General features: G+C 62.7%; 17 protein-coding genes and 1 tRNA gene. 12 read left to right on the forward strand and 6 right to left on the reverse strand.

Features of this window, described 5'->3' with window-relative positions; all coding sequences use genetic code 11:
- Positions 1 to 61: 61 nt before the first annotated feature.
- A complete protein-coding gene (locus AC3D25_RS22215) occupies positions 62 to 388 on the reverse strand; it encodes a hypothetical protein (RefSeq protein ID WP_488890637.1) in 327 nt (108 codons plus the stop codon).
- 354 nt (positions 389 to 742) lie between these two features.
- On the opposite strand from AC3D25_RS22215, the gene AC3D25_RS22220 reads away from it, so the two are divergent.
- From AC3D25_RS22220 to AC3D25_RS22255, 8 genes are all read left to right on the forward strand, one after another.
- Positions 743 to 1,189 (forward strand): response regulator, encoded by a 447-nt coding sequence (locus AC3D25_RS22220; protein ID WP_488890638.1) that lies wholly within the window; start codon positions 743 to 745, stop codon positions 1,187 to 1,189.
- A gap of 277 nt (positions 1,190 to 1,466) precedes the next feature.
- Complete coding sequence (locus AC3D25_RS22225) at positions 1,467 to 4,712, forward strand: hybrid sensor histidine kinase/response regulator (protein ID WP_488890639.1); 3,246 nt, start codon at positions 1,467 to 1,469, stop codon at positions 4,710 to 4,712.
- Between the two features lie 104 nt (positions 4,713 to 4,816).
- Complete coding sequence (locus tag AC3D25_RS22230) at positions 4,817 to 6,355, forward strand: methyl-accepting chemotaxis protein (protein ID WP_488890640.1); 1,539 nt, start codon at positions 4,817 to 4,819, stop codon at positions 6,353 to 6,355.
- A gap of 73 nt (positions 6,356 to 6,428) precedes the next feature.
- Positions 6,429 to 6,505, forward strand: a tRNA-Val gene (locus AC3D25_RS22235).
- A 223-nt stretch (positions 6,506 to 6,728) separates the two neighbouring features.
- Complete coding sequence (locus AC3D25_RS22240) at positions 6,729 to 7,655, forward strand: LysR family transcriptional regulator (RefSeq protein ID WP_488890641.1); 927 nt, start codon at positions 6,729 to 6,731, stop codon at positions 7,653 to 7,655.
- 123 nt (positions 7,656 to 7,778) lie between these two features.
- Positions 7,779 to 8,981, forward strand: a complete 1,203-nt coding sequence (locus AC3D25_RS22245; RefSeq protein ID WP_488890642.1) for an NAD-dependent formate dehydrogenase — start codon at positions 7,779 to 7,781, stop codon at positions 8,979 to 8,981.
- Between the two features lie 71 nt (positions 8,982 to 9,052).
- Positions 9,053 to 9,556 carry an HPP family protein gene (locus AC3D25_RS22250; RefSeq protein ID WP_488890643.1) on the forward strand — a complete coding sequence of 168 codons (504 nt, stop codon included), beginning with the start codon at positions 9,053 to 9,055 and terminating at the stop codon, positions 9,554 to 9,556.
- 358 nt (positions 9,557 to 9,914) lie between these two features.
- Positions 9,915 to 11,054 (forward strand): IS481 family transposase, encoded by a 1,140-nt coding sequence (locus tag AC3D25_RS22255; RefSeq protein WP_488888469.1) that lies wholly within the window; start codon positions 9,915 to 9,917, stop codon positions 11,052 to 11,054.
- Between the two features lie 535 nt (positions 11,055 to 11,589).
- Here the strand turns inward: AC3D25_RS22255 and AC3D25_RS22260 are convergent.
- The 5 genes from AC3D25_RS22260 to AC3D25_RS22280 all read right to left on the reverse strand — a co-directional run bounded on the left by AC3D25_RS22260 (position 11,590) and on the right by AC3D25_RS22280 (position 15,416).
- Positions 11,590 to 12,093, reverse strand: coding sequence for a GAF domain-containing protein (locus tag AC3D25_RS22260; RefSeq protein ID WP_488890644.1), 504 nt, complete (start codon positions 12,091 to 12,093; stop codon positions 11,590 to 11,592).
- Between the two features lie 9 nt (positions 12,094 to 12,102).
- Positions 12,103 to 12,528: a TOBE domain-containing protein gene (locus AC3D25_RS22265; protein ID WP_488890645.1), complete on the reverse strand. Its 426-nt coding sequence runs from the start codon at positions 12,526 to 12,528 to the stop codon at positions 12,103 to 12,105.
- A gap of 70 nt (positions 12,529 to 12,598) precedes the next feature.
- Positions 12,599 to 13,015, reverse strand: coding sequence for a MarR family winged helix-turn-helix transcriptional regulator (locus AC3D25_RS22270; protein WP_488890646.1), 417 nt, complete (start codon positions 13,013 to 13,015; stop codon positions 12,599 to 12,601).
- A 40-nt stretch (positions 13,016 to 13,055) separates the two neighbouring features.
- Entirely contained in the window at positions 13,056 to 14,228 is a 1,173-nt protein-coding gene (locus AC3D25_RS22275; RefSeq protein ID WP_488890647.1) for an HPP family protein, read from the reverse strand.
- Positions 14,229 to 14,387: 159 nt separating this feature from the next.
- On the reverse strand, positions 14,388 to 15,416 hold the full coding sequence (locus AC3D25_RS22280; protein ID WP_488890648.1) for a LacI family DNA-binding transcriptional regulator: 1,029 nt from the start codon (positions 15,414 to 15,416) through the stop codon (positions 14,388 to 14,390).
- A 239-nt stretch (positions 15,417 to 15,655) separates the two neighbouring features.
- Between AC3D25_RS22280 and AC3D25_RS22285 the strand changes: the two genes are divergently transcribed.
- From AC3D25_RS22285 to AC3D25_RS22300, 4 genes are all read left to right on the forward strand, one after another.
- A complete protein-coding gene (locus AC3D25_RS22285) occupies positions 15,656 to 16,801 on the forward strand; it encodes an ABC transporter ATP-binding protein (RefSeq protein ID WP_488890649.1) in 1,146 nt (381 codons plus the stop codon).
- Between the two features lie 82 nt (positions 16,802 to 16,883).
- On the forward strand, positions 16,884 to 18,137 hold the full coding sequence (locus AC3D25_RS22290; protein ID WP_488890650.1) for an ABC transporter substrate-binding protein: 1,254 nt from the start codon (positions 16,884 to 16,886) through the stop codon (positions 18,135 to 18,137).
- A gap of 83 nt (positions 18,138 to 18,220) precedes the next feature.
- Positions 18,221 to 19,126 carry a carbohydrate ABC transporter permease gene (locus tag AC3D25_RS22295; RefSeq protein ID WP_488890651.1) on the forward strand — a complete coding sequence of 302 codons (906 nt, stop codon included), beginning with the start codon at positions 18,221 to 18,223 and terminating at the stop codon, positions 19,124 to 19,126.
- A gap of 18 nt (positions 19,127 to 19,144) precedes the next feature.
- Entirely contained in the window at positions 19,145 to 19,996 is an 852-nt protein-coding gene (locus tag AC3D25_RS22300; protein WP_488890652.1) for a carbohydrate ABC transporter permease, read from the forward strand.
- Positions 19,997 to 20,010 lie beyond the last annotated feature (14 nt).

The following is a 20,010-nucleotide window of genomic DNA, read 5'->3' on the forward strand; positions in this document are numbered from 1 at the left end:
CGGTATTTTATTTGCGTCGCGGGAAACGTTCGCCGGTTGGCGTCCGGGGTGTATCGAGAATTCAGGCAAGTTCGAACGGCGGGCGCGGAAGCGGGTCGCCATTCACGAATGCGGTCGCGCTGCGAACGGCAAAATCGAATGCGGCTTGTTTATTCGCGAAACGTCCGAGAATGCCTAGAGAAGTGGATTCGCCGTCCTCTTCCAAAATGCACGCCCGTGCGGTAAATGCGCGACCTTCGCGCGTCACCGATGGCTGAATCGCGGCACCGCTGTGGTAAATGACCATTGCATTTCTCTCTGGTTTATATCGATTAGCCGCGACTTTAATGCGAAATAAATAATCGGAGAATAAATAGTAGAAAATGTTACCGTTGCACAGTGATTGCATAATACATACTAAATGCCGCTCCGGCGCAATCTTCTTTGCTGCGTCGCCGCTCGAAGCCTTTCCAGTAAAGGCACGCTCGACATCACGCGATGTTTAGTTGCGTTGTAACAGCGAGCAAAAATGTCCGTTCCCATTTGCCGCCGCGCGTTGAATCGATATTCCGTTCTTCGGATTAGCGCCATCGATTCCGGGCAATCCGGAACATACGAATCGCGCGAATCGCGCGAATCGCACGAATCCAATCCGCCTTTCGTTTCGTATACACCGGCGACAAGAGCGTATTGAACGATCGCGTCGGCCGGGTAATTCCTTTGTACCCGGTTTCACCGGAAGCGCTAACAGTGCGTGGCTAAAGTGACTAAACGCCCACTCATCAATACCGAGCACGAGTTCGCTTGTTGGGATTTTCAGGAGAATCCGCGACCCACCCCGAAGCCGCGCGTCGTCGTGGTTCACCAGGACAAGTCGATCGGTGAATCGCTCGCGCTGCTTCTTGCGCGCGAGGGTTACGAGGCCGTTCACACCGAGGCGATCACCAAGGCGCGCATCTTCGTCAGCCGCTGGAAGCCGCACGCGATTTTGCTGGATACGCGGCTCGACGCCGTGTCCCACTACAGCTTCGCGCGGCAACTGCGCGCCGACGAAACGTCCCGCGAACTCATGCTCCTTGCAATGAGCAATATCTGGCCGTCCGATTCCGTGCCCGCCATGCGGCAGGCAGGGTTCAACGCGCATTGCCGGCGGCCGTGTTCGCTCTGGCGCGTCGTGGACGCGCTCGACGCGTGGTTCAAGCAAGCGTAGCGAAAAACCTGCCGGCCGAATGCTTGCAGTCGGCTTCTACCGCCCGCGCGGCGACGTTATAACCCGGTAATCCCGCCCGTTTCCACGGATCATTCGTGCGCCTGCTCCGGTAGAAAACGCCGTGCGGGACCGCCCGGTAGGCGCGACTGCTGCAGGCGCGTTCGATACAGCCTGGAAACCGCGTTTTCCTCTTTCGGACCCATAAACTGAATGGGTAAAATCTTGGCCGCACCCGCGACTCTCCACCGCTTCGACCGGCACCCAACGCACGCTCGCCATGAACGACCAATCCGTGAACACCCGCCCCAGTCTCGAGTTTCTCGCCGGAGGCGGCGAAATTGCGAAAATCATCGAATCGAGAGACTGGTCGAAGACGCAGGTCGGGCCGATCGGCGCGTGGTCGCCGACGCTCAAGAACACCGTCTCGCTGATCCTGCAGTCGCCGGTTCCCATCGTGACGCTCTGGCACGAAGACGGCGTGATGATCTACAACGACGCCTACTCGGTGTTCGCGGGCGGACGTCATCCGCAATTGCTGGGATCGAAAGTGCGCGAGGGCTGGCCCGAAGTCGCGGACTTCAACGATAACGTCATGAAGGTCGGCCTCGCGGGCGGCACCTTGCGCTACGAGGACCAGCAGCTCGAACTCTTCCGCAGCGGCGTGGGCGAACAGGTCTGGATGAACCTCGACTACTCGCCGATCCTTGATCACGACGGCCTGCCCATCGGCGTCATGGCGATTGTCGTGGAGACGACCGCCAAGGTGCGCGCGGAGCGCTGGCTGAGCGGCGAGCGCGAGCGGCTGCACCGCATGTTCGCGCAGGCGCCCGGCTTCATGGCGATGATGTCGGGGCCGGAGCACGTGTTCGAACTGATGAACGAGGCGTTCACGGAACTCGTCGGCGATCGTGCGCTGATGGGCCGGCCGGTGCGCGAAGTGCTGCCGGAACTCGGCGATCAGGGCTTTTTCGACATCCTCGATCAGGTCTACACGAGCGGCAAACCGTTCTCGGGCGCGGCGCAGTCGATCGTCCTGAACCGCTTGCCCAACGCGCCCGCCGAGCAGCGCTTCGTCGATTTCGTCTATCAGCCGGTGCGCAACGAAGCGGGACAGGTCATCAGTATTTTCGTGCAGGGCACGGATGTTACGGACCGGCTGCTGGCGGAGCGCGCCGTGCACACGAGCGAGGCGAAGTTCCGCAGCTTCGCGCAGGCGATGCCGAATCAGGTCTGGGCCGCCGAGCGCAACGGCCACCTCGACTGGTTCAACGATCAGGTCTACAGCTACAGCGGCGCAGCGTACGGCACGCTCGACGGCGACGGCTGGGCCGCGATCATTCATCCGGACGACCTCGCGGCCGCGGCCGAGCAATGGCGCGATGCCGTCGCGGCCGGCTCCACTTACGACTGTCAGTTCCGGATCCGGCGCGCGGACGGCGCGTATCGCTGGCACCTTGCCCGCGCGCTGCCTATCCACGATGGCGCCGGGGAAATCCTGAGCTGGATCGGCACGAGCACGGACATCGACGATCAGAAATCCACCGCGCGTGCGCTGGAACGTCTGAACAACGCGCTTGAACAGCAGGTTTCGGAAAGCGTCGCGGATCGCGAGCGGATGTGGCGTCTGTCCACCGACATCATGCTCGTCGCCGATTTCGACACGAATATCGTCGCCGTGAATCCAGCGTGGACGCAACTGCTCGGCTGGGACGAAACGCGGCTGCTCGGCCGCTCGTTCATGGACTTCGTGCATCCCGACGACCGCGTGAGCACGCTCGCGGAAACCGGCGGACTGAGCCAGGGCGTGCGGACGTTCAAGTTCGTCAACCGCTATCGGCGGCATGACGGCAGCTACGTGACGCTGTCGTGGAAGGCCGTGCCGGACGAGCGCTTCATTCACGCGGTCGGGCGCGACATCACGGCGGACCGCGAAGCCGCGGAAGCGCTGCGGCGCACCGAACTCGCGCTGCAACAATCGCAAAAGATGGAGACGATCGGCAAGCTCACGGGCGGTGTCGCGCACGACTTCAACAACCTGCTGCAAGTGATTTCCGGCAACCTGCAACTGCTCGCATCGGATGTAGGCGGCAATGCGCGCGCGGAACGCCGTTTGTCGAATGCGCTTGCGGGCGTGAATCGCGGCGCGAAGCTCGCGAGCCAGCTTCTTGCATTCGGACGGCGGCAGGCGCTCGAACCGAAATCGGTCAGGATCGGACGGCTGATCGGCGGTATGGAGGACCTCCTGCGCCGTAGTCTCGGCGAAGCCATCGAGATCGAAACGGTGGTCTCGGGCAGCTTGTGGAACACCTTCGTCGATCCGGGGCAAGTGGAAAATGCCATCCTCAACCTCGCGATCAACGCGCGCGACGCGATGGACGGCGTCGGGCGGCTGACACTCGAAGTCGGCAACGCCTTCCTCGACGACACCTACGCGCGCGAGCACGCTGAAGTCGCGGCGGGCCAGTACGTGGTGCTCGCCGTCACCGATACCGGTTGCGGCATGACGGCCGACGTGCTCGCGCAGGCATGCGAACCGTTCTTCTCGACCAAGCCCGAAGGCAAGGGAACCGGCCTCGGCCTCTCGATGGTCTACGGCTTCGTCAAGCAGTCGGGCGGCCACGTGAAGATCTACAGCGAGCCGGGTCACGGCACGACCGTCAAACTCTATTTGCCGCGCACGCACGACGTGGAAGACGTGAACGTCGTGCCCGAAGCGGGGTCCATCGTCGGCGGCGCGGAGACGATTCTTGTCGCTGAGGACGACGAGCAGGTGCGCACGATCGTGGTCGAAATGCTGACCGAACTCGGCTATCGCGTGCTGAAGGCGAACGACGCGGCGAGCGCGCTCGCCATTATCGACAGCGGCATGCCGATCGACCTGCTGTTCACCGATGTGGTGATGCCCGGCCCGCTCCGTAGCCCCGAACTCGCGCGCAAGGCGCGCGAACGCCTGCCGAATATCGCGGTGCTGTTCACGTCCGGTTACACGGAGAACTCGATTGTCCACGGCGGCCGGCTGGACACCGGCGTGGAACTGCTCGGCAAGCCCTACACCCGCGAAGCGCTGGCCCGCAAGATTCGCCATGTCCTGTCGAACGAGCGGCAGCGCGCCGCCGTTTCCGCGCCGCGCGCGTACCTCGTGTCGGCAGCGCACGCAGTGACGCCGAAGGAAACTGCCGCCGCGCCGCGCCTCAGCATTCTGTATGTCGAGGACGACGACCTGATCCGCGCCAACACCGCTGAACTGCTGGAGGCGCTTGGGCACAGCGTGCATGCGACCGGCGACGGCCAGACTGCGCTCGATCTGCTCGAACACCTGTCCGTCGATGTCCTGCTGACCGACGTGAATCTTCCCGGCATCTCCGGCGAGACGCTCGCGACGCGCGCACGCGCTGCGCGGCCGGATCTGCGGGTCGTATTTGCGTCGGGCGAGAACCACGTCTCCTCGGTCGCCGGGGCGCTGACGCTGCTCAAGCCCTACAATTTGAAGGCGCTCGAAGCCATGCTGAAACTCGTGAAATAGCGCGACAGCGACGCGGATCACGCATTACCGCGGCTTTCCTAGCCTCAAGTTCGCCGTGCAGGGTGCCGTTAAGTAGACTTCAGTTCTACTAGACCGCACTCCTGATGAAGATATCCACCAAACTGGTCGTGCTCGTCGCGACCGCCCTGCTCGGGGTCGCCTGTGTCGTCGCGACCGCGCTTTACTCGCTGGATACTTCGCTTGTCGAAAGCCGCCGCAGTCAGATCGTCAATCTTCTGACAAAAGCGGAACATCTCGTTCAGTACTATCACGGGCTTGAAACCAGCGGCGCGATGTCGCGCGACGATGCACAAAAGGCCGCGAAAATGGCCCTTTCGCAACTCAACGCCGATTCGAAAAGCTACTACTGGGCGACCACGAGCGACAGCATCAACCTCGTGCATCCGAATGCGAGCCTTGTCGGTACGAAGACGAGCGGAAACCGCACGACCAGTGGCCTGACCGACACGCAGGCGTATCAGCAAGGGCTCGCCAACGGCCACTTCGCGCTGGTGGACGTGCTCATCAAGCGCGGGCAAAACGCGCCGCTTGAAGCGAAACTGCAAGGCGTGGTCGCGATTCCCGACTGGGGCTGGTGGATCGGCACGGGCTTCTTCTACGACGACATCAACGCCACGTTCTGGCGCCTCGCCACGACCCTGCTCGCGATCTCGCTGGCGATTTTCGTCGCGGTGGGCGCGCTCGCGTGGACCATGACGCGCAGCGTACGTCGCGCGCTGGGCGGCGAACCGGCGGATGCCGCCGCGTTCGCGGCTCAGATCGCCGATGGCAATTTGATGGCCGAGGTGAAGATCGGTCCGAAAGACCAGTCGAGCCTCCTGTTCGCACTGAGCCAGATGAGGACGAAATTGCGCGGCGTGGTGGAAGATATTCAGCAATCGAGCGAGTCCATCGCATCCGGTTCCGGACAGATCGCGCAGGGCAATACCGACCTGTCGCAACGCACGGAAGAGCAGGCCGCGTCGCTTCAGGAAACGGCGGCGAGCATGGAGCAGCTCACCGCAACGGTCAAGCAGAACGCCGACAACGCGCGCCAGGCGAGCGAACTCGCGCAACTGGCCTCGCAAGCAACCGAGCGCGGCGGCGCGGCCGTCGATGAAGTGGTCGGCACGATGCAGCACATCGCCGATGAATCGCGGCGCATCGGGCAGATCATCAGCGTGATCGAAGGAATTGCGTTCCAGACCAATATTCTGGCGCTGAACGCGGCGGTCGAAGCGGCGCGCGCGGGCGACGAAGGCCGTGGCTTCGCGGTGGTCGCGGGCGAAGTGCGGACGCTCGCGCAACGGAGCGCCACGGCGGCGAAGGACATCAAGGAGTTGATCGGATCGTCGGTGACGAAGGTGGACGACGGCACCGGCCAGGTGGCGGTTGCGGGCGAACGCATGCGCGAAATCGTGCAGTCGATCAAGCGCGTGAGCGACATCATGGGCGAAATCGCGGCGGCGTCGATCGAGCAGAGCACCGGCATCGAGCAGGTCAATCAGGCGGTCTCGCAAATGGACGAGGTGACGCAGCAGAACGCGGCGCTCGTGGAAGAAGCGGCAGCGGCGGCGGCCTCGCTCGACGAACAGGCGGAACGTTTGCGCGATGCGGTCAAGGTGTTCCGCATCGCCGGATGATTCAGGCGTTTTCGCGCTCTCGATATTTGGGCTTGTCTTGCCGGCGCGGAATCTCTATAATTCGCGCCTCAGTAGGCTCGTAGCTCAGCTGGTTAGAGCACCACCTTGACATGGTGGGGGTCGTTGGTTCGAGTCCAATCGAGCCTACCAACGCACAAAAGCAGTCGTTCGACCAAGATAAGCCGCATGATTTCATGCGGCTTTTTCTTTGCGTCTGCCGTTTGCCGCTCTCGTCTTTACCGCACGTTCCGCACGGTAGCCGTTCACACCCCAAAGATTCCCCCGATAGACGCACCGCAGGTCTCTCGCTATATTCGCAAAGATATAGCGCGCGAGAACGTTGTGTCGCGCAACGCGAAAAACGGGGCGATTCATGTTCATCCGTCAGCTCGAATATCTCGTCACGCTCGCCCGGGAAAAACACTTCGCCCGCGCCGCCGAGGCGTGTCATGTGTCGCAGCCCGCGCTTTCATCGGCGATCCGCACGCTCGAAGCGGAACTCGGGCTGACTATCGTCGATCGGGGCCGACGCTTCGTCGGCTTTACCGAAGAAGGCGAGCGCGTGCTCGGCTGGGCGCGGCAGACGCTCGCATCGCTACAGAACATGCGGCACGACGCATCCGCTGCGCAGGTGCGGTTGATCGGTACGTTGCGCGTCGGCGCGATCCCGACCGTCATGCCGGTCACCTCGCGCATTTTCGCGGCTTGCATGAGCGAGCATCCGCAGATCCGCTACGAAGTGCGCTCGCTGAGTTCGGACGCGATTCATCGCCAGTTGGACGAGCTCGAACTCGATGTCGGCCTGACGTATCTCGACGGCCACGTTCAGGCAGGTTTCAGCGTCATGCCGCTCTACGCCGAGCGCTATATCCTGCTCGCACCAACGAAACCCGACGCGCCGCCCGGCGAAACCACGCAGCGCTGGAGCACGCTCGGCGATTTGCCGTTCGGTCTTCTGCCGCCCGCGATGCAAAACCGGCAGGTCATCAACGCGGCGTTTCGCCGTGAGAACGTTCAGCCGACCGTCGTGCTCGAAACCGATTCGCTGCTTGCGCTCCACGCTCACGTTCGTCACGCGGGTCTGTTCAGTGTCATGCCGCACAGCTTGCTGAGCGTTTTTCCCAACGGCGGCGATGTTCGCGCGTCGCGGCTTTCGCCGGAACTGACGCGCAGCATCGGCCTGATCGCGCGTGACCGCAACACGCTCTCGCCGCTCGTCTCGGCGATGTGGCGCTGCGCCGAAAAGCTCGATCTCCAAAGCGAGTTCGACGCGCTGCTTCCCAGCGCAGCCACGCGCTGATAAGACACGGTTATCACCCGATTCCTCCAAACGATTGGACCCGCCGCGCGAGCTTCGAGACACTGGTTCCCGTCGAGACACATCGACGTCAACCTAATCGAACGAAAGTGGAGCGAGACAGCTATGGCCAAGGTTCTTTGCGTTTTGTACGACGACCCCGTCACCGGCATGCCGAAGAAATATGCGCGTGACGACGTCCCCGCCATCACCCAGTATCACGACGGACAAACCACACCGACCCCGAAAGCAATCGACTTCCAGCCGGGCGAATTGCTGGGAAGCGTATCGGGCGAACTCGGCCTGCGCAAGTTTCTCGAATCGCAAGGCCACACGCTGGTCGTCACATCCGATAAGGACGGCCCCAACTCCACGTTCGAGCGCGAACTGGCGGACGCCGAAGTGGTCATCTCGCAGCCGTTCTGGCCCGCGTACCTGACGGCGGAACGCATCGCCCGCGCGCCGAAACTCAAGCTCGCGCTGACGGCCGGCATCGGCTCGGATCACGTCGATCTGCAAGCGGCAATGGAGCGCGGCATCACGGTGGCCGAGGTCACGTTCTGCAACAGCATCAGCGTGGCCGAACACGTCGTCATGATGATTCTCGGCCTCGTGCGCAATTACCTGCCGTCGCACGAGTGGGTCAAGAAGGGCGGCTGGAATATCGCGGATTGCGTCGAGCGCGCCTACGACCTCGAAGGCATGAACGTGGGCACGGTTGCGGCCGGGCGGATCGGCGCGGCCGTGCTGCGGCGCCTGAAACCATTCGACGTCAAGCTGCATTACACCGACCGGCATCGCCTGCCGGAACATGTCGAACGTGAACTCAACGCGACTTGGCATCCGGACGCTGAATCGATGGCGCGCGTGTGCGACGTGGTGACGATCAACTGTCCGCTGCATCCGGAAACCGAGCGTCTCTTCGACGAAAAGATGATCGCCAAGATGAAGCGCGGCGCGTACATCATCAACACGGCGCGCGGCAAGATCGTGGATCGCGATGCCGTCGTCCGCGCGCTGGAATCGGGACAACTCGCGGGTTACGCGGGCGATGTGTGGTTCCCGCAACCCGCGCCGAAGGATCATCCGTGGCGCACGATGCCGAATCAGGGCATGACGCCGCATATTTCCGGCACGACGCTCTCGGCGCAGGCGCGCTACGCCGCCGGCACGCGCGAAATCCTGGAGAGCTGGTTCGCGAACGAACCGATCCGCGACGAATATCTGATCGTCGATGGCGGCAAGCTCGCGGGCGTCGGCGCGCATTCGTATAGCGCGGGCAACGCGACGACCGGCTCAGAGGAAGCGGCGCGCTTCAAGGTCGCTTAGGACCGTTGCCAATGTGGCCGCGTGTTCAGCGTACGCGGCCACGCCGTTTTATTCGCCGAGAAACGATAAAAATGCAAAACGACATGGCAAACGCCGCGCCATCGGCATCGATGGCGCGCGTGAAGGAAGCCGCATTCGGCTTTTCCGGTGGTGCAATCGCGATCGGACTGCTGGCGGGACTTGCCCAGTTGACGGAGAGTCCGCTGGTGATCGCACCGTTTGGCGCGTCGTGCGTCCTGCTGTTCGCTGCGCCCGAAAGTCCGTTTGCGCAGCCGCGCAATCTCGTGCTCGGACACGTGCTCGCCGCGCTGGTCGGCATGGCGGTCTTCGCGCTGTTCGGCGCGGGCGTCTGGCAGATGGCGCTCGCGGTCGGCACGGCGATCGGCGCGATGCAACTGGCGCGTTGCGTGCATCCGCCGGCGGGCGCGGACCCGCTCGTCATCATGCTCGCGGGTGGTGTATCGCCGGGATTTCTGTTCGTTCCGGTGCTCGCGGGTGTGGTGCTTTTGATGCTGGTCGCGCTGGTTTTCAATAACGTGACGCGGCGCGAGCGCTGGCCGGGACGCTGGTCGTAGGGGCCCGGTTTGGTTTGGCTTGCGCCGTTGGTTTGGTTTGCTTGCGCCGTTGGTTTGGTTTGCTTGCGCCGTTGCTTTCGTTTGCTTGCGCCGTTGCTTTTGTTTGCCTGCGCCGTTGCTTTTGTTTGCCTGCGCCGTTGCTTTTGTTTGCCTGCGCCGTTGCTTTTGTTTGCCTGCGCCGTTGCTTTTGTTTGCCTGCGCTTCCTGGAAACTTGTATCCGTGTGCGTTTATTAGCTCTGCCCCTGTCCGGGGCGGGACTCACTTTCTTTGCTGCTGTGTACAGACCGGAGACATAGCTGACAGGTGTACGGAGACATGGTTGACACTTTCGGGTAATCGAACGCCCGAAATCCTCCCATGCCCTGGAACGTAAAAGACACCATGAGTCTCCGACAGGAATTCGTTCAACTCGCCACCCAACGGAGCGTGCCGTTCAGCGAGTTGTGCCGACGTTTCAACGTCAGCCGCCAGACCGGCTACAAGTGGCTTGCCCGCCACTCGACGCAAGGCCTTGAAGGTCTCGTCGATCGCTCGCGTCGTCCGCACGACAGTCCCGCGCGCTCATCCGATGAGATCGTCGCCGTCGTGCTCGACCTGCGCCGCGAGTACGGCTGGGGCGGACGCAAGATCGAGCGTCGTCTGCAAGATCTCGGCCACGCCAATGTGCCCGCACCCTCCACGATCACCGAGATCCTGCGCCGTCACGACCTGCTCCACGCGCCTGAGGACAGACCGCAGCGGCCCTGGCAGCGCTTCGAGCACGAGCATCCGAATGCGCTGTGGCAGATGGATTTCAAGGGCGATTTCCCGACCCTGGAGGGTGGCCGCTGTGCGCCGCTGACGGTGCTCGACGATCACTCGCGCTTTAACATCGTGCTCGCCGCCTGCGGCCGGACAACCACGGAAGTCGTGCAGACCGAGCTCGAGCGGGCGTTTCGCTGCTATGGGCTACCGTCACGCATCAATACCGATAACGGTGCGCCTTGGGGCTCCCCGAGTGCGCCGGGCCAGTTGACCGAGCTTGCGGTGTGGCTGATCAGACTGGGTATTCACGTGAGCTACAGCCGACCGTATCATCCTCAGACGAATGGCAAGGATGAGCGATTTCATCGGTCGCTGAAAGCTGAAGTGCTGGCGCGGCACGTGTTCACGACCCACGCCCACGTGCAGCAGGAGTTGGAACGCTGGCGACAGGTGTACAACACGCAACGCCCGCATGAGGCGCTGGACCTGGCGACGCCGGTGAGCCGCTACCAGCCCAGCCCGCGAGCGATGCCCGAGCATCTGCCAGAACCGCAATACGGGCCTGCCGATGAAGTGCTGCGGGTCAATTCAAATGGCCTGGTGCGTTTCAGAGGCGAGGCGCTGCGTCTGTCGACTGCGCTCAAAGGGCTGTACGTGGCCGCACGTCCAAAGCACGACGAAGACGGCGTAATTGAGTTCTGGTTTGCCCATCAACGCATTGCAAAACTTGACCTGAAAGCAGCAAAACCCTGAACATCAGGTGTCAACGATGTCCTCGTACATGTGTCAACTATGTCTCCGGTCCGTACACTGCTGCAAAGAAAGTAAGCAAAGAAAGCAGCGTGACCGTCTAAGTGTCCACCACGAACCGTTTCCCGGAGTGGTGCGCAAGCTGATTCGGTCATCGCACCGCACTACGGAGTGGAGCCGCTCATTCATCCCGGCAGGCACAAAGTGCCTGCCGGTAAGGTATAGCCGAGAAACCAAACCAACCGACCGCCGTTGTTATATGCCGGTCGTCCGAGCGCAGCGAGGACGGAACTGACGAGTGCTGTGCCAATTCGAATGAATGCGCGCTGACCGAATCAGCCTGCGCGCCTATCCGGCTGGTTATTCGAGGTGGACACTTAGACGGATAAGCTGCTTTCTTTGGTTACTTTCTTTGCAGCAGCAAAGAAAGTGACTGCCGCCGCGCATAGCGGCGTGCTAATAGACCGACACGAACGCAAGTTCACAAGAAGCACGCGCAAACAAAAGCAGAGCGCCAGCAAACCCAAACCACAGTCCGCTAGGGCTTCGCCGGTTCCCACGCAAGCTCAAGGAACAGCGCGCAGAGCGCTTCCATGCCCCGCGCGTCGTCCGCATCGAAACGTCCGATGTTCGGGCTGTCCACGTCCCACACGCCGACCAGACTGCCATCGCGGGCAATCAGCGGAACGACGATCTCCGACTGCGACGCCGAATCGCACGCAATGTGGCCAGGGAACTCGTGGACGTCGTGTACGACCTGCGTCCGGCGCGTTTCGGCCGCCGTGCCGCAGACGCCTTTTCCGAGCGCGATACGCACGCACGCCGGCTTGCCCTGAAACGGTCCGACGACAAGCTCGGCGCCGTCGAAGAAATAGAAGCCCGACCAGTTCAGCCCGGACAGCGCGTGATACACGAGCGACGAAAAATTCGCGGCATTGGCGGTCCGGTCCCGCTCGCCTTCCATCAGCGAGCGCGCCTGGCCGAGCAGCGTTTCGTACTGCTCGGCCTTCGAGCCGTCTGTCGTTTGCACGGTGAAAGACATGGTATGCGCTCAGTCCACGCCGATAATCACGCTCGACGCCTTGAAAATAGCCGATGCGGATTTTCCAGCCGCGAGCGCGAGCCGTTCGACGCTCTCGTTCGTGACGATCGCCGCGATCTTCGCGCCGCCTTGCGCTTCGATAATCACTTCGCTATTGACCGCGCCCTTCGTCACCGACGAAACCGTACCCGCGAAGCAGTTGCGCGCCGAGACCTGACCCGCGCCGACATCCACCATCACGAGCACCGACGAAGCCTTGACCAGCGCAAACGCGGGCTTGCCCGCCGCAAGGCCGAGCGACGCCGCGCTGCCGTGCGTGATGATGGCGACGATTTCGAGGCCATCGTTTGCGCGCAGCACGATTTCGTCGTTTACGGCGCCTGCCGTCACTGTCACGACTTCTCCGGCAAACTGGTTACGAGCGCTGGTTTTCATCTTATCTCCTGGTCTGGGTTGAATCTGGCTGTCTCGCCGTCTGGCGAGATCGAACCACTATTCTACGCAGTTAGTCGAGGTCGATCTGCGGCACGCTGAACGCACCTTCCAGCGAACGCAATTCCGCGCGATGCAGTTCCGCGAGCCGCAGCAAAACCTGTTCGCCAGCCGGTTCCAGATGAATATCGACCTGACGCCGGTCGGTCTCGCTCGGCTGCCGGCGCACGAGTTTCAGCGCCTCGCATCGCGTAATGAGCGCGACGACGCCGTGATGCTGCGCCTGCAGACGTTCCGCCAGTTCGCCGACCGATGCCCACTCGCGCCCCGGAAAACCCTTGATATGCAGCAGCAGCAGATACTGCAAAGGCGTGATGCCTTCGCCCTGCGCCGCCTTTTCGGAGAACCGCTCGAATCGCCGCATCTGATAGCGGAATTCCGAGAGTTGTTCGAATCCGGTTTTGGCGAGTTCGCGCACGCGATGTTTCATCGTGGTCCTGTGAGGGAAAAGGAAAGCCGGTCGCGCGCACTCACGACGCGCGTTCGGCGTCGGCATGCGCCTGTTTATACAGCCCCAAAATCAGATCGGCTTGCGTAATCATCCCGGCGATCCGCCCCCGCGAATCGACCACCGGAATATGGTGATGCCCGGATGCGGCGAAGATCGGCACGAGTTCGGCTATCGACATGGACACGGTGACGGTTTCGACATGCGTGGACATGACCGACGCCACCGTTCGCGCCCCGCGGCCAGGCATCGCGAACCAGCGTTCGAGGCGCGCGGACAGCGCGCGCAGGCCGCCTGCCGCGAGCACCTTGGCCGTATCGGCGCGCGTCACGATGCCGACCACGCCGCCGCGCTCGTCGATCACCGGCAGCGCCTTGATGTTGTGCCGCCGCAGCGTCGTCGCGGCATCGGCGACGAGCGTGTTGCGCGTCACCGATATCGCCGGGCGCGACATGATGTCCTTGCAATTCAGTCCGCTGAACGTGCGTACATACGCCTGCAACTGGATATCGCGCAGCAGTAGTTCGAGGTCGTCGGGATTCACGTCCAGCAGTTCATTGCGACGTCCGAGCACGGTTTCGAGATCGGCGCGCGTGAAGCCGGGGCTGGTCGCGGCCGGCCGCTCGCCCGCTTCTTTGTCGGCGGAACGCGCGGCGTGCGGATAACGATGACCGGTCGCGGCGTGAAAGACGATCGCCAGGCCAAGCAGCGCGAACGATTGCGCCGCGACCGGCATGAGCACGAAACCGAAGCCGAGTGCATGCACGGCTGGGCCGCCGAGCACCGCGGTCAACGCGACCGCGCCCGATGGCGGATGCACGCAGCGCAGCGCGAACATCGCGCCGACGGAAAACGCGACGGCGAGCGGCGCGGCATCCAGCGGGTTCGGAATCCAGCGCGCGCACGCCACGCCGACGATCGCGGAGACGATATTGCCGCCGATGATCGACCACGGCTGCGCGAGCGGACTCGCGGGCACGGCGAACAGCAGCACGGCGGAAGCACCCATCGGCGCGATCAGATACGGAATCGGCCCGACATCGCCGACAAAGAGATGCATCACTCCGCCGGTGAACGAAATGCCGAGCAGCGCGCCGAGACACGAGCGCAGCCGCTCAGGCCATCGGATGGAAACGGGAAGCGGAGCGAAGCGGGACAGCCAGCGGGTCAAGTTGTATCGAGGGTAGCGAAGCATGTATGCGAATGTCTCCCGGCAGGACGGCGCTCGATGCCACGCGGCGCGGAATGCCCGGTTTTCAGGTCACATTCCCTCGCCGTCCTTTTTTGAAATTTGTATGCGATTGTGACATATTTTTGGGAGATAACCGATTGCCGAAGCGTCCCGCCGACGCCCTCAGCCGCCAGGACGCCGAGTAGATTGCCGCACGACCAGCTTGGGTTCTGGAACCTGAACGAGCGGCGGCACACCGTTTTCCGCGTCCGATTGCGGCGACTGAATCAGCCGGATCAGCAAATCCACCGACAGTTCGGCGATGGCCGTCGTGTTGATCGCGACCGTGGTCAGCGCAGGTGTTACCTGATGCGCGAGCTGGATATCGGTAATGCCCACGACCGAGACGTCGTGCGGCACGCGCCGGCCAAGCGTCGTCAGCGCCTGGATCGCGCCGATCGCGAGCAGATCGTTGGTCGCGAGGATCGCGGTGAGGTGCGGCGTGCGCGCCATCAACTGCATGCACGCAGCGTAGCCCGCGTCGATCGAATCGCGTATTTGCAGCACGGCGGCGTTGTCCGGTTCGAGGCCCGCGTCGCGCATGGCGTTGCGAAAGCCCGTGGCGCGCGCGTCCTGCAAACCGCCGCAGCCATCGCCCACCAGCATGCCGATCTCGCGATGCCCAAGTTCCAGCAAATGCCCCGCCGCGAGCGCACCGGCGCGCGCGAAATCCACCGCGACGCACGGCAGCGCGGGCGGCGCTTCGGGATGCTCCCAGAGGCTCAGCACAATCGGCGCGCCGACCGCCGCCGTTTCGCACAGTTCGTTGATCGCGATGTCCGTGTTCAGCACGAGCACGCCGTCGGCAAGCGTTCCAGCGATCTGCGTGAGATAGGCGCGGCCGATTTCGGCGTCGTCGTCGGTATTGCAGACCATCAGGAAAAAGCCCGCGCGCCGCGCCGCGCGTTCGGCGGCGAGCACGAACTCGGGATAGAACGGATTTGCGATATTCGAGAGCATCAGCGCGAGCGTGGACGAGCGCCCTTCCGCGAGCGCGCGCGCGTTCAGATTCGGCCGGTAACCCAGCTCGCGGATCGCGCGCAACACGCGCTCGGCGGTTTCCGGACGGACTTTGTCGCGGTTGCGCAGCACATTCGATACGGTCGCAGCCGTCACCTGCGCGCGCCGCGCGACTTCGCTCAGGGTGACCATTGATTGGAGGATTTCACGTTGTTTTTTTCGAGGGGACGGTTTATCCCAAATTTAGGGAGTCGCAACCAAATGTTGCATCGTGCGGTGCGCGTTGCTAACTTCCGTTAAAACAACCAGGAGACAAGCCAACATGAATTCAAACACCGTATCCAGATTTAAGCGCTTAAATCGCGTAGACGCAAGAGTTTGCCGCTCTTTTTTGCCGCAAAATTTAAGCGCTTAAATCGCGAGGGCGAACCATGTCGGCCATCAGTCTCTCCCGCATCGAGAAATCGTTCGGGCACCACGCGCCGGTGATCCGGCAACTGGATCTCGATATCGCGGAACATGAATTCTGTGTCTTCCTCGGACCTTCCGGATGCGGCAAGTCCACGCTCCTGCGGATCATCGCGGGCCTTGAAGACCCAAGCGCAGGCGAATTGCGGATCGGCGGACGGCCGATGAACACCGTGCCCGCCGCCGAGCGCGGCGTCGCGATGGTGTTCCAGAGCTATGCGCTCTTTCCGCACATGACGGTGTTCGAGAACATGGCGTTCGGGCTGCGGCTCGCCAAGACGCCGAAGGATGTGATCGAGCGGAAGGTGCGCGACGCCGCCGCCATTCTTCAACTCGACGCCCTGCTCGACCGTCATCCGAAAGCGCTGTCCGGCGGTCAGCGGCAGCGTGTCGCGATCGGCCGCGCGATCGTGCGCGAACCCGGCGTGTTTCTCTTCGACGAACCGCTCTCCAATCTCGACGCCGCGTTGCGCGGCCAGACCCGGATCGAAATCGCGCGGCTGCATCAGCGTTTCGCAAAAGCGAGCGTGGTGTACGTCACGCACGATCAGGTGGAGGCGATGACGCTCGCCGACAAGATCGTGCTGCTGCACGCGGGCGCCGACACCGCGAAGCACGGCAGCATCGCGCAGACCGGCGCGCCGCTCGATCTTTATCATCATCCGCGCTCGCGTTTTGTCGCCGGATTCATCGGCTCGCCGCGCATGAATTTTCTCGATGCCACCGTGGAATCGGTCGAGCCGGGCCGCGTCGCCGTCACGCTCGCGCAAAGCCGCGAACGGCTGGTCGCGAACGTCGATGGCGCGCGGCTCAAGCGCGGCGAGAAAGTGACATTGGGCGTGCGTCCCGAGCATATCGGCACGGTTTCAGAAACGGATATGCCCACGCTGCGCTGTGTCGCGACGCTCGCCGAGCGGCTCGGCGAGCACACGTATATCCATGCCGAGTACGACGGCGGCGTGATCGTCGCGAAGGCGCCGGGCGATGTATCGACGCGGCCGGGCGAGCGCATCGCGTTGCGAATTGCGCCGAACGTCTGCCACATTTTCGACGCCGACGGCATTGCGATGTCCCGCACCGTCGATACCACGGCATTGCAGGCTGCTTGAAAAACCCACGCCGGACATAGATCCGGCGGAATCGCCGTCCGTATGATGCGGCCGGCCACCAACGTAGTTCAGGAGACAGAAGATGAACGCAAAACGCTTTCGCAATTTTCCCCGTGTCTGCGCCGCGCTCGCGGTAACGGCCACGCTCTGGACGAGCGCCGCCGTCGATGCGGCCACGCTCAGCGTCAACGTGTCGGCGCGCGGCAACCAGCGCTCGACGTGGCAGGACGCCTTCGACAAATTCAAGAAGGCCAATCCCGACGTCGATCTGAAAGTGACCTACATCACCGAGGAAGCATACAAGGTGCAGATGGGCGGCTGGCTCGCGACCGACGCGCCCGACGTTGTCTCGTGGCATGACGGCGAGCGCATGGCGTACTACGCCGAGCGCGGCCTGCTCGAAGACCTCTCGCCCGACTGGACCAAGAACGGCTGGGGCGACCAGTATGCGTCGGTGAAGGAAGCATCTACGTACAAGGGCAAACAGTACGCCGCGCCGCTCGGCTACGACGCGTATGGATTCTTCTATCGACGCGATCTGTTCGAGAAGGCGGGCGTGAAGGGCGAGCCGAAAACGTGGGACGAATTCCTCGATGCGTGCAAGAAGCTGAAGGCATCGGGCGTCGCGCCGATCGCAGTCGCCGCGCGCGATAGCTGGACGCTCGCCGCGTGGTTCGATTATCTCGATCTGCGCATCAACGGCAACGCGTTCCACCAGAAGCTGATGGCGGGCGAAGTGCCGTACACCGACGCGCGCGTGAAGAAGGTGTACGTGGCGTGGAAAACGCTGATGGATCAGCACTACTACATCGACAACGCGCTCGCCTACGACCTCGATTCCATCGCCCCGTTCCTCGCCAACGGCAAGGCTTCGATGATGCTGATGGGCACGTTCTTCTCGGCAAGCATTCCTGCGTCGATCAAGGCGCAGACCGGCTTCTTCCGCTTCCCGGTGATCGACGCGAGCGTGCCGATGGCCGAAGACGGCCCGGTCAACGTGCTGCTGATTCCGGCGAAGGCGAAGAACAAGGCCGACGCGCGCCGCCTGCTCGCCTTCATGGAAACGCCGCAGATCAACGCCGATCTGGCGCGCGGCTGGGGACAGTTGCCGTCGAACAGCAAGGCAGCGGAACCGGACGATCCCATCTCGAAGGTCGGCTTCCAGACGCTCGCAAGTACGACGGGCGGTATCGCGCAGTTCTATGACCGCGACATGACCAAGGAAATGGCCGACGAAGGCATGAAAGCGATGCAGCAGTTCTATAGCGATCCGTCGCAACTCGACGCACTGCTCGCGCGCCTCGAAACGACACGCAAGCGCATCTACAAGAAGTAAGTACCGCAAGTCCGGCCGGTTCGCGGCCGCAGAAGTACGCGCCGCCGCGAACCCGTTCCAAGCCCATCGACGAGGCTCTTCCCATGTCTGTCACCGCAGCCCGCCCCTTGCCGGCGGCGCAGGGCCGGCGCACGCCTAAAACTGTGCGCCGGCAGCATCGCGCGGCATTTTTCTTTCTTCTGCCCGCGTGTCTGCTGTTCGGCTTATGCGTCGTTTATCCGATCGTGAGCAGTATTTCGCTGAGTTTCTACGACTGGGACGGCATGACGCCGAAGCGCTTCGTCGGCCTCGCGAATTACGTCGAACTGTTCCATGCGGACGTGTTCTACACCGCGCTCAAAAACAATCTGATCTGGCTCGGGTTCTTCCTGCTCGCGCCGCCGCTAGGTCTCGCATTCGCGCTTTACCTGAACCAGCAGATCAAGGGCATGCGGCTCGTGAAGTCGCTGTTCTTCGCGCCGTTCGTGCTGTCGGGCGTGGTCGTCGGTCTCGTCTTTAGCTGGTTCTACGATCCCACGTTCGGGCTTCTGCGCGTGATTCTCGGCCACGGCGTGCCGGTTCTCGGCGATGCCAAGACCGTCACCTTCGGCATCGTATTCGCTGCGCTGTGGCCGCAAACGCCCTATTGCATGGTGCTTTATTTGACCGGCCTCACGTCGATCAACCCCGAGGTCGTGGAAGCCGCGCGCATGGAAGGCGCGAAAGGCGTCCGGCTGCTCTGGCACGTCATCCTGCCGCAGTTGCGCCCAGCCACTTTCATGGCGGTCGTGCTCACGGTGATCGGCGCGCTGCGCAGTTTCGACCTGATTGCGGTGATGAGCGGCGGCGGTCCGTTCGATAGCTCAACCGTGCTCGCCTATTACATGTACGACCAGGCCATCAAGTATTACCGCGAAGGTTATTCGGCGGCGATTGCCGTCGTGCTGTTCGCCATCATGCTCGTCTACATCGTGTTCCATCTGCGCCGCATGCTGCGCGAAGAACGCTGAAATTTCAGGGAGACACACATGTACCCGCTTCCCGTCGAACGATGGTCGCCGCTGAACCGCGCGCTCTACAAAGCATCGCTGCCGATCGCGCTGTTCATCTGGCTCCTGCCGATGCTCGCCGTCCTCGTCACGTCCATCCGCTCGTCGGAGGAACTCACGCAGGGCGAATACTGGACCTGGCCGAAGCATTTCGCGCTCTGGGACAACTACGGCTCGGCGCTGACGCAAACGCCGATGCTCCATTACTTCGCCAACAGCGTGCTCATCACGGTGCCGTCGGTGCTCGGCGCGATCCTGCTCGCATCGATGGCGGGCTTCGCGCTCGCCACCTACAAGTTTCGCGGCAATACGGCTGTGCTCTTCGCGTTTGTCGCGGGCAATTTCGTGCCGGTGCAGATCCTGATGATTCCGGTGCGCGACATGGCGCTCAAGGTCGGCCTCTTCAATACGGTCTGGGCGCTGGTGATTTTTCACGTCTCATTTCAGACAGGTTTCTGCACGCTCTTCCTGCGCAACTTCATCAAGCAGTTGCCGTTCGAACTGATCGAAGCGGCGCGCGTGGAAGGCGCGAGCGAATGGACGGTGTATCTGCGTATCGTGCTGCCGCTGATCCGCCCCGCGCTCGCCGCGCTCGGCATTCTCGTGTTCACGTTCGTATGGAACGACTACTTCTGGGCGCTCTGCCTCACGCAAGGCGACGAGGCCGCGCCGATCACCGTAGGCGTCGCCGCGCTCAAGGGCCAGTGGACGACCGCCTGGAATCTGGTCGCGGCGGGTTCGGTGCTCGCCGCGCTGCCGTCCGTGCTGATGTTCTTCGCGATGCAAAAGCACTTCGTCGCGGGCCTTACGTTCGGCGCCAGCAAAGGCTGACGCCTCACCTCATA

The organism is Caballeronia sp. SL1002 (genome assembly GCF_057814995.1).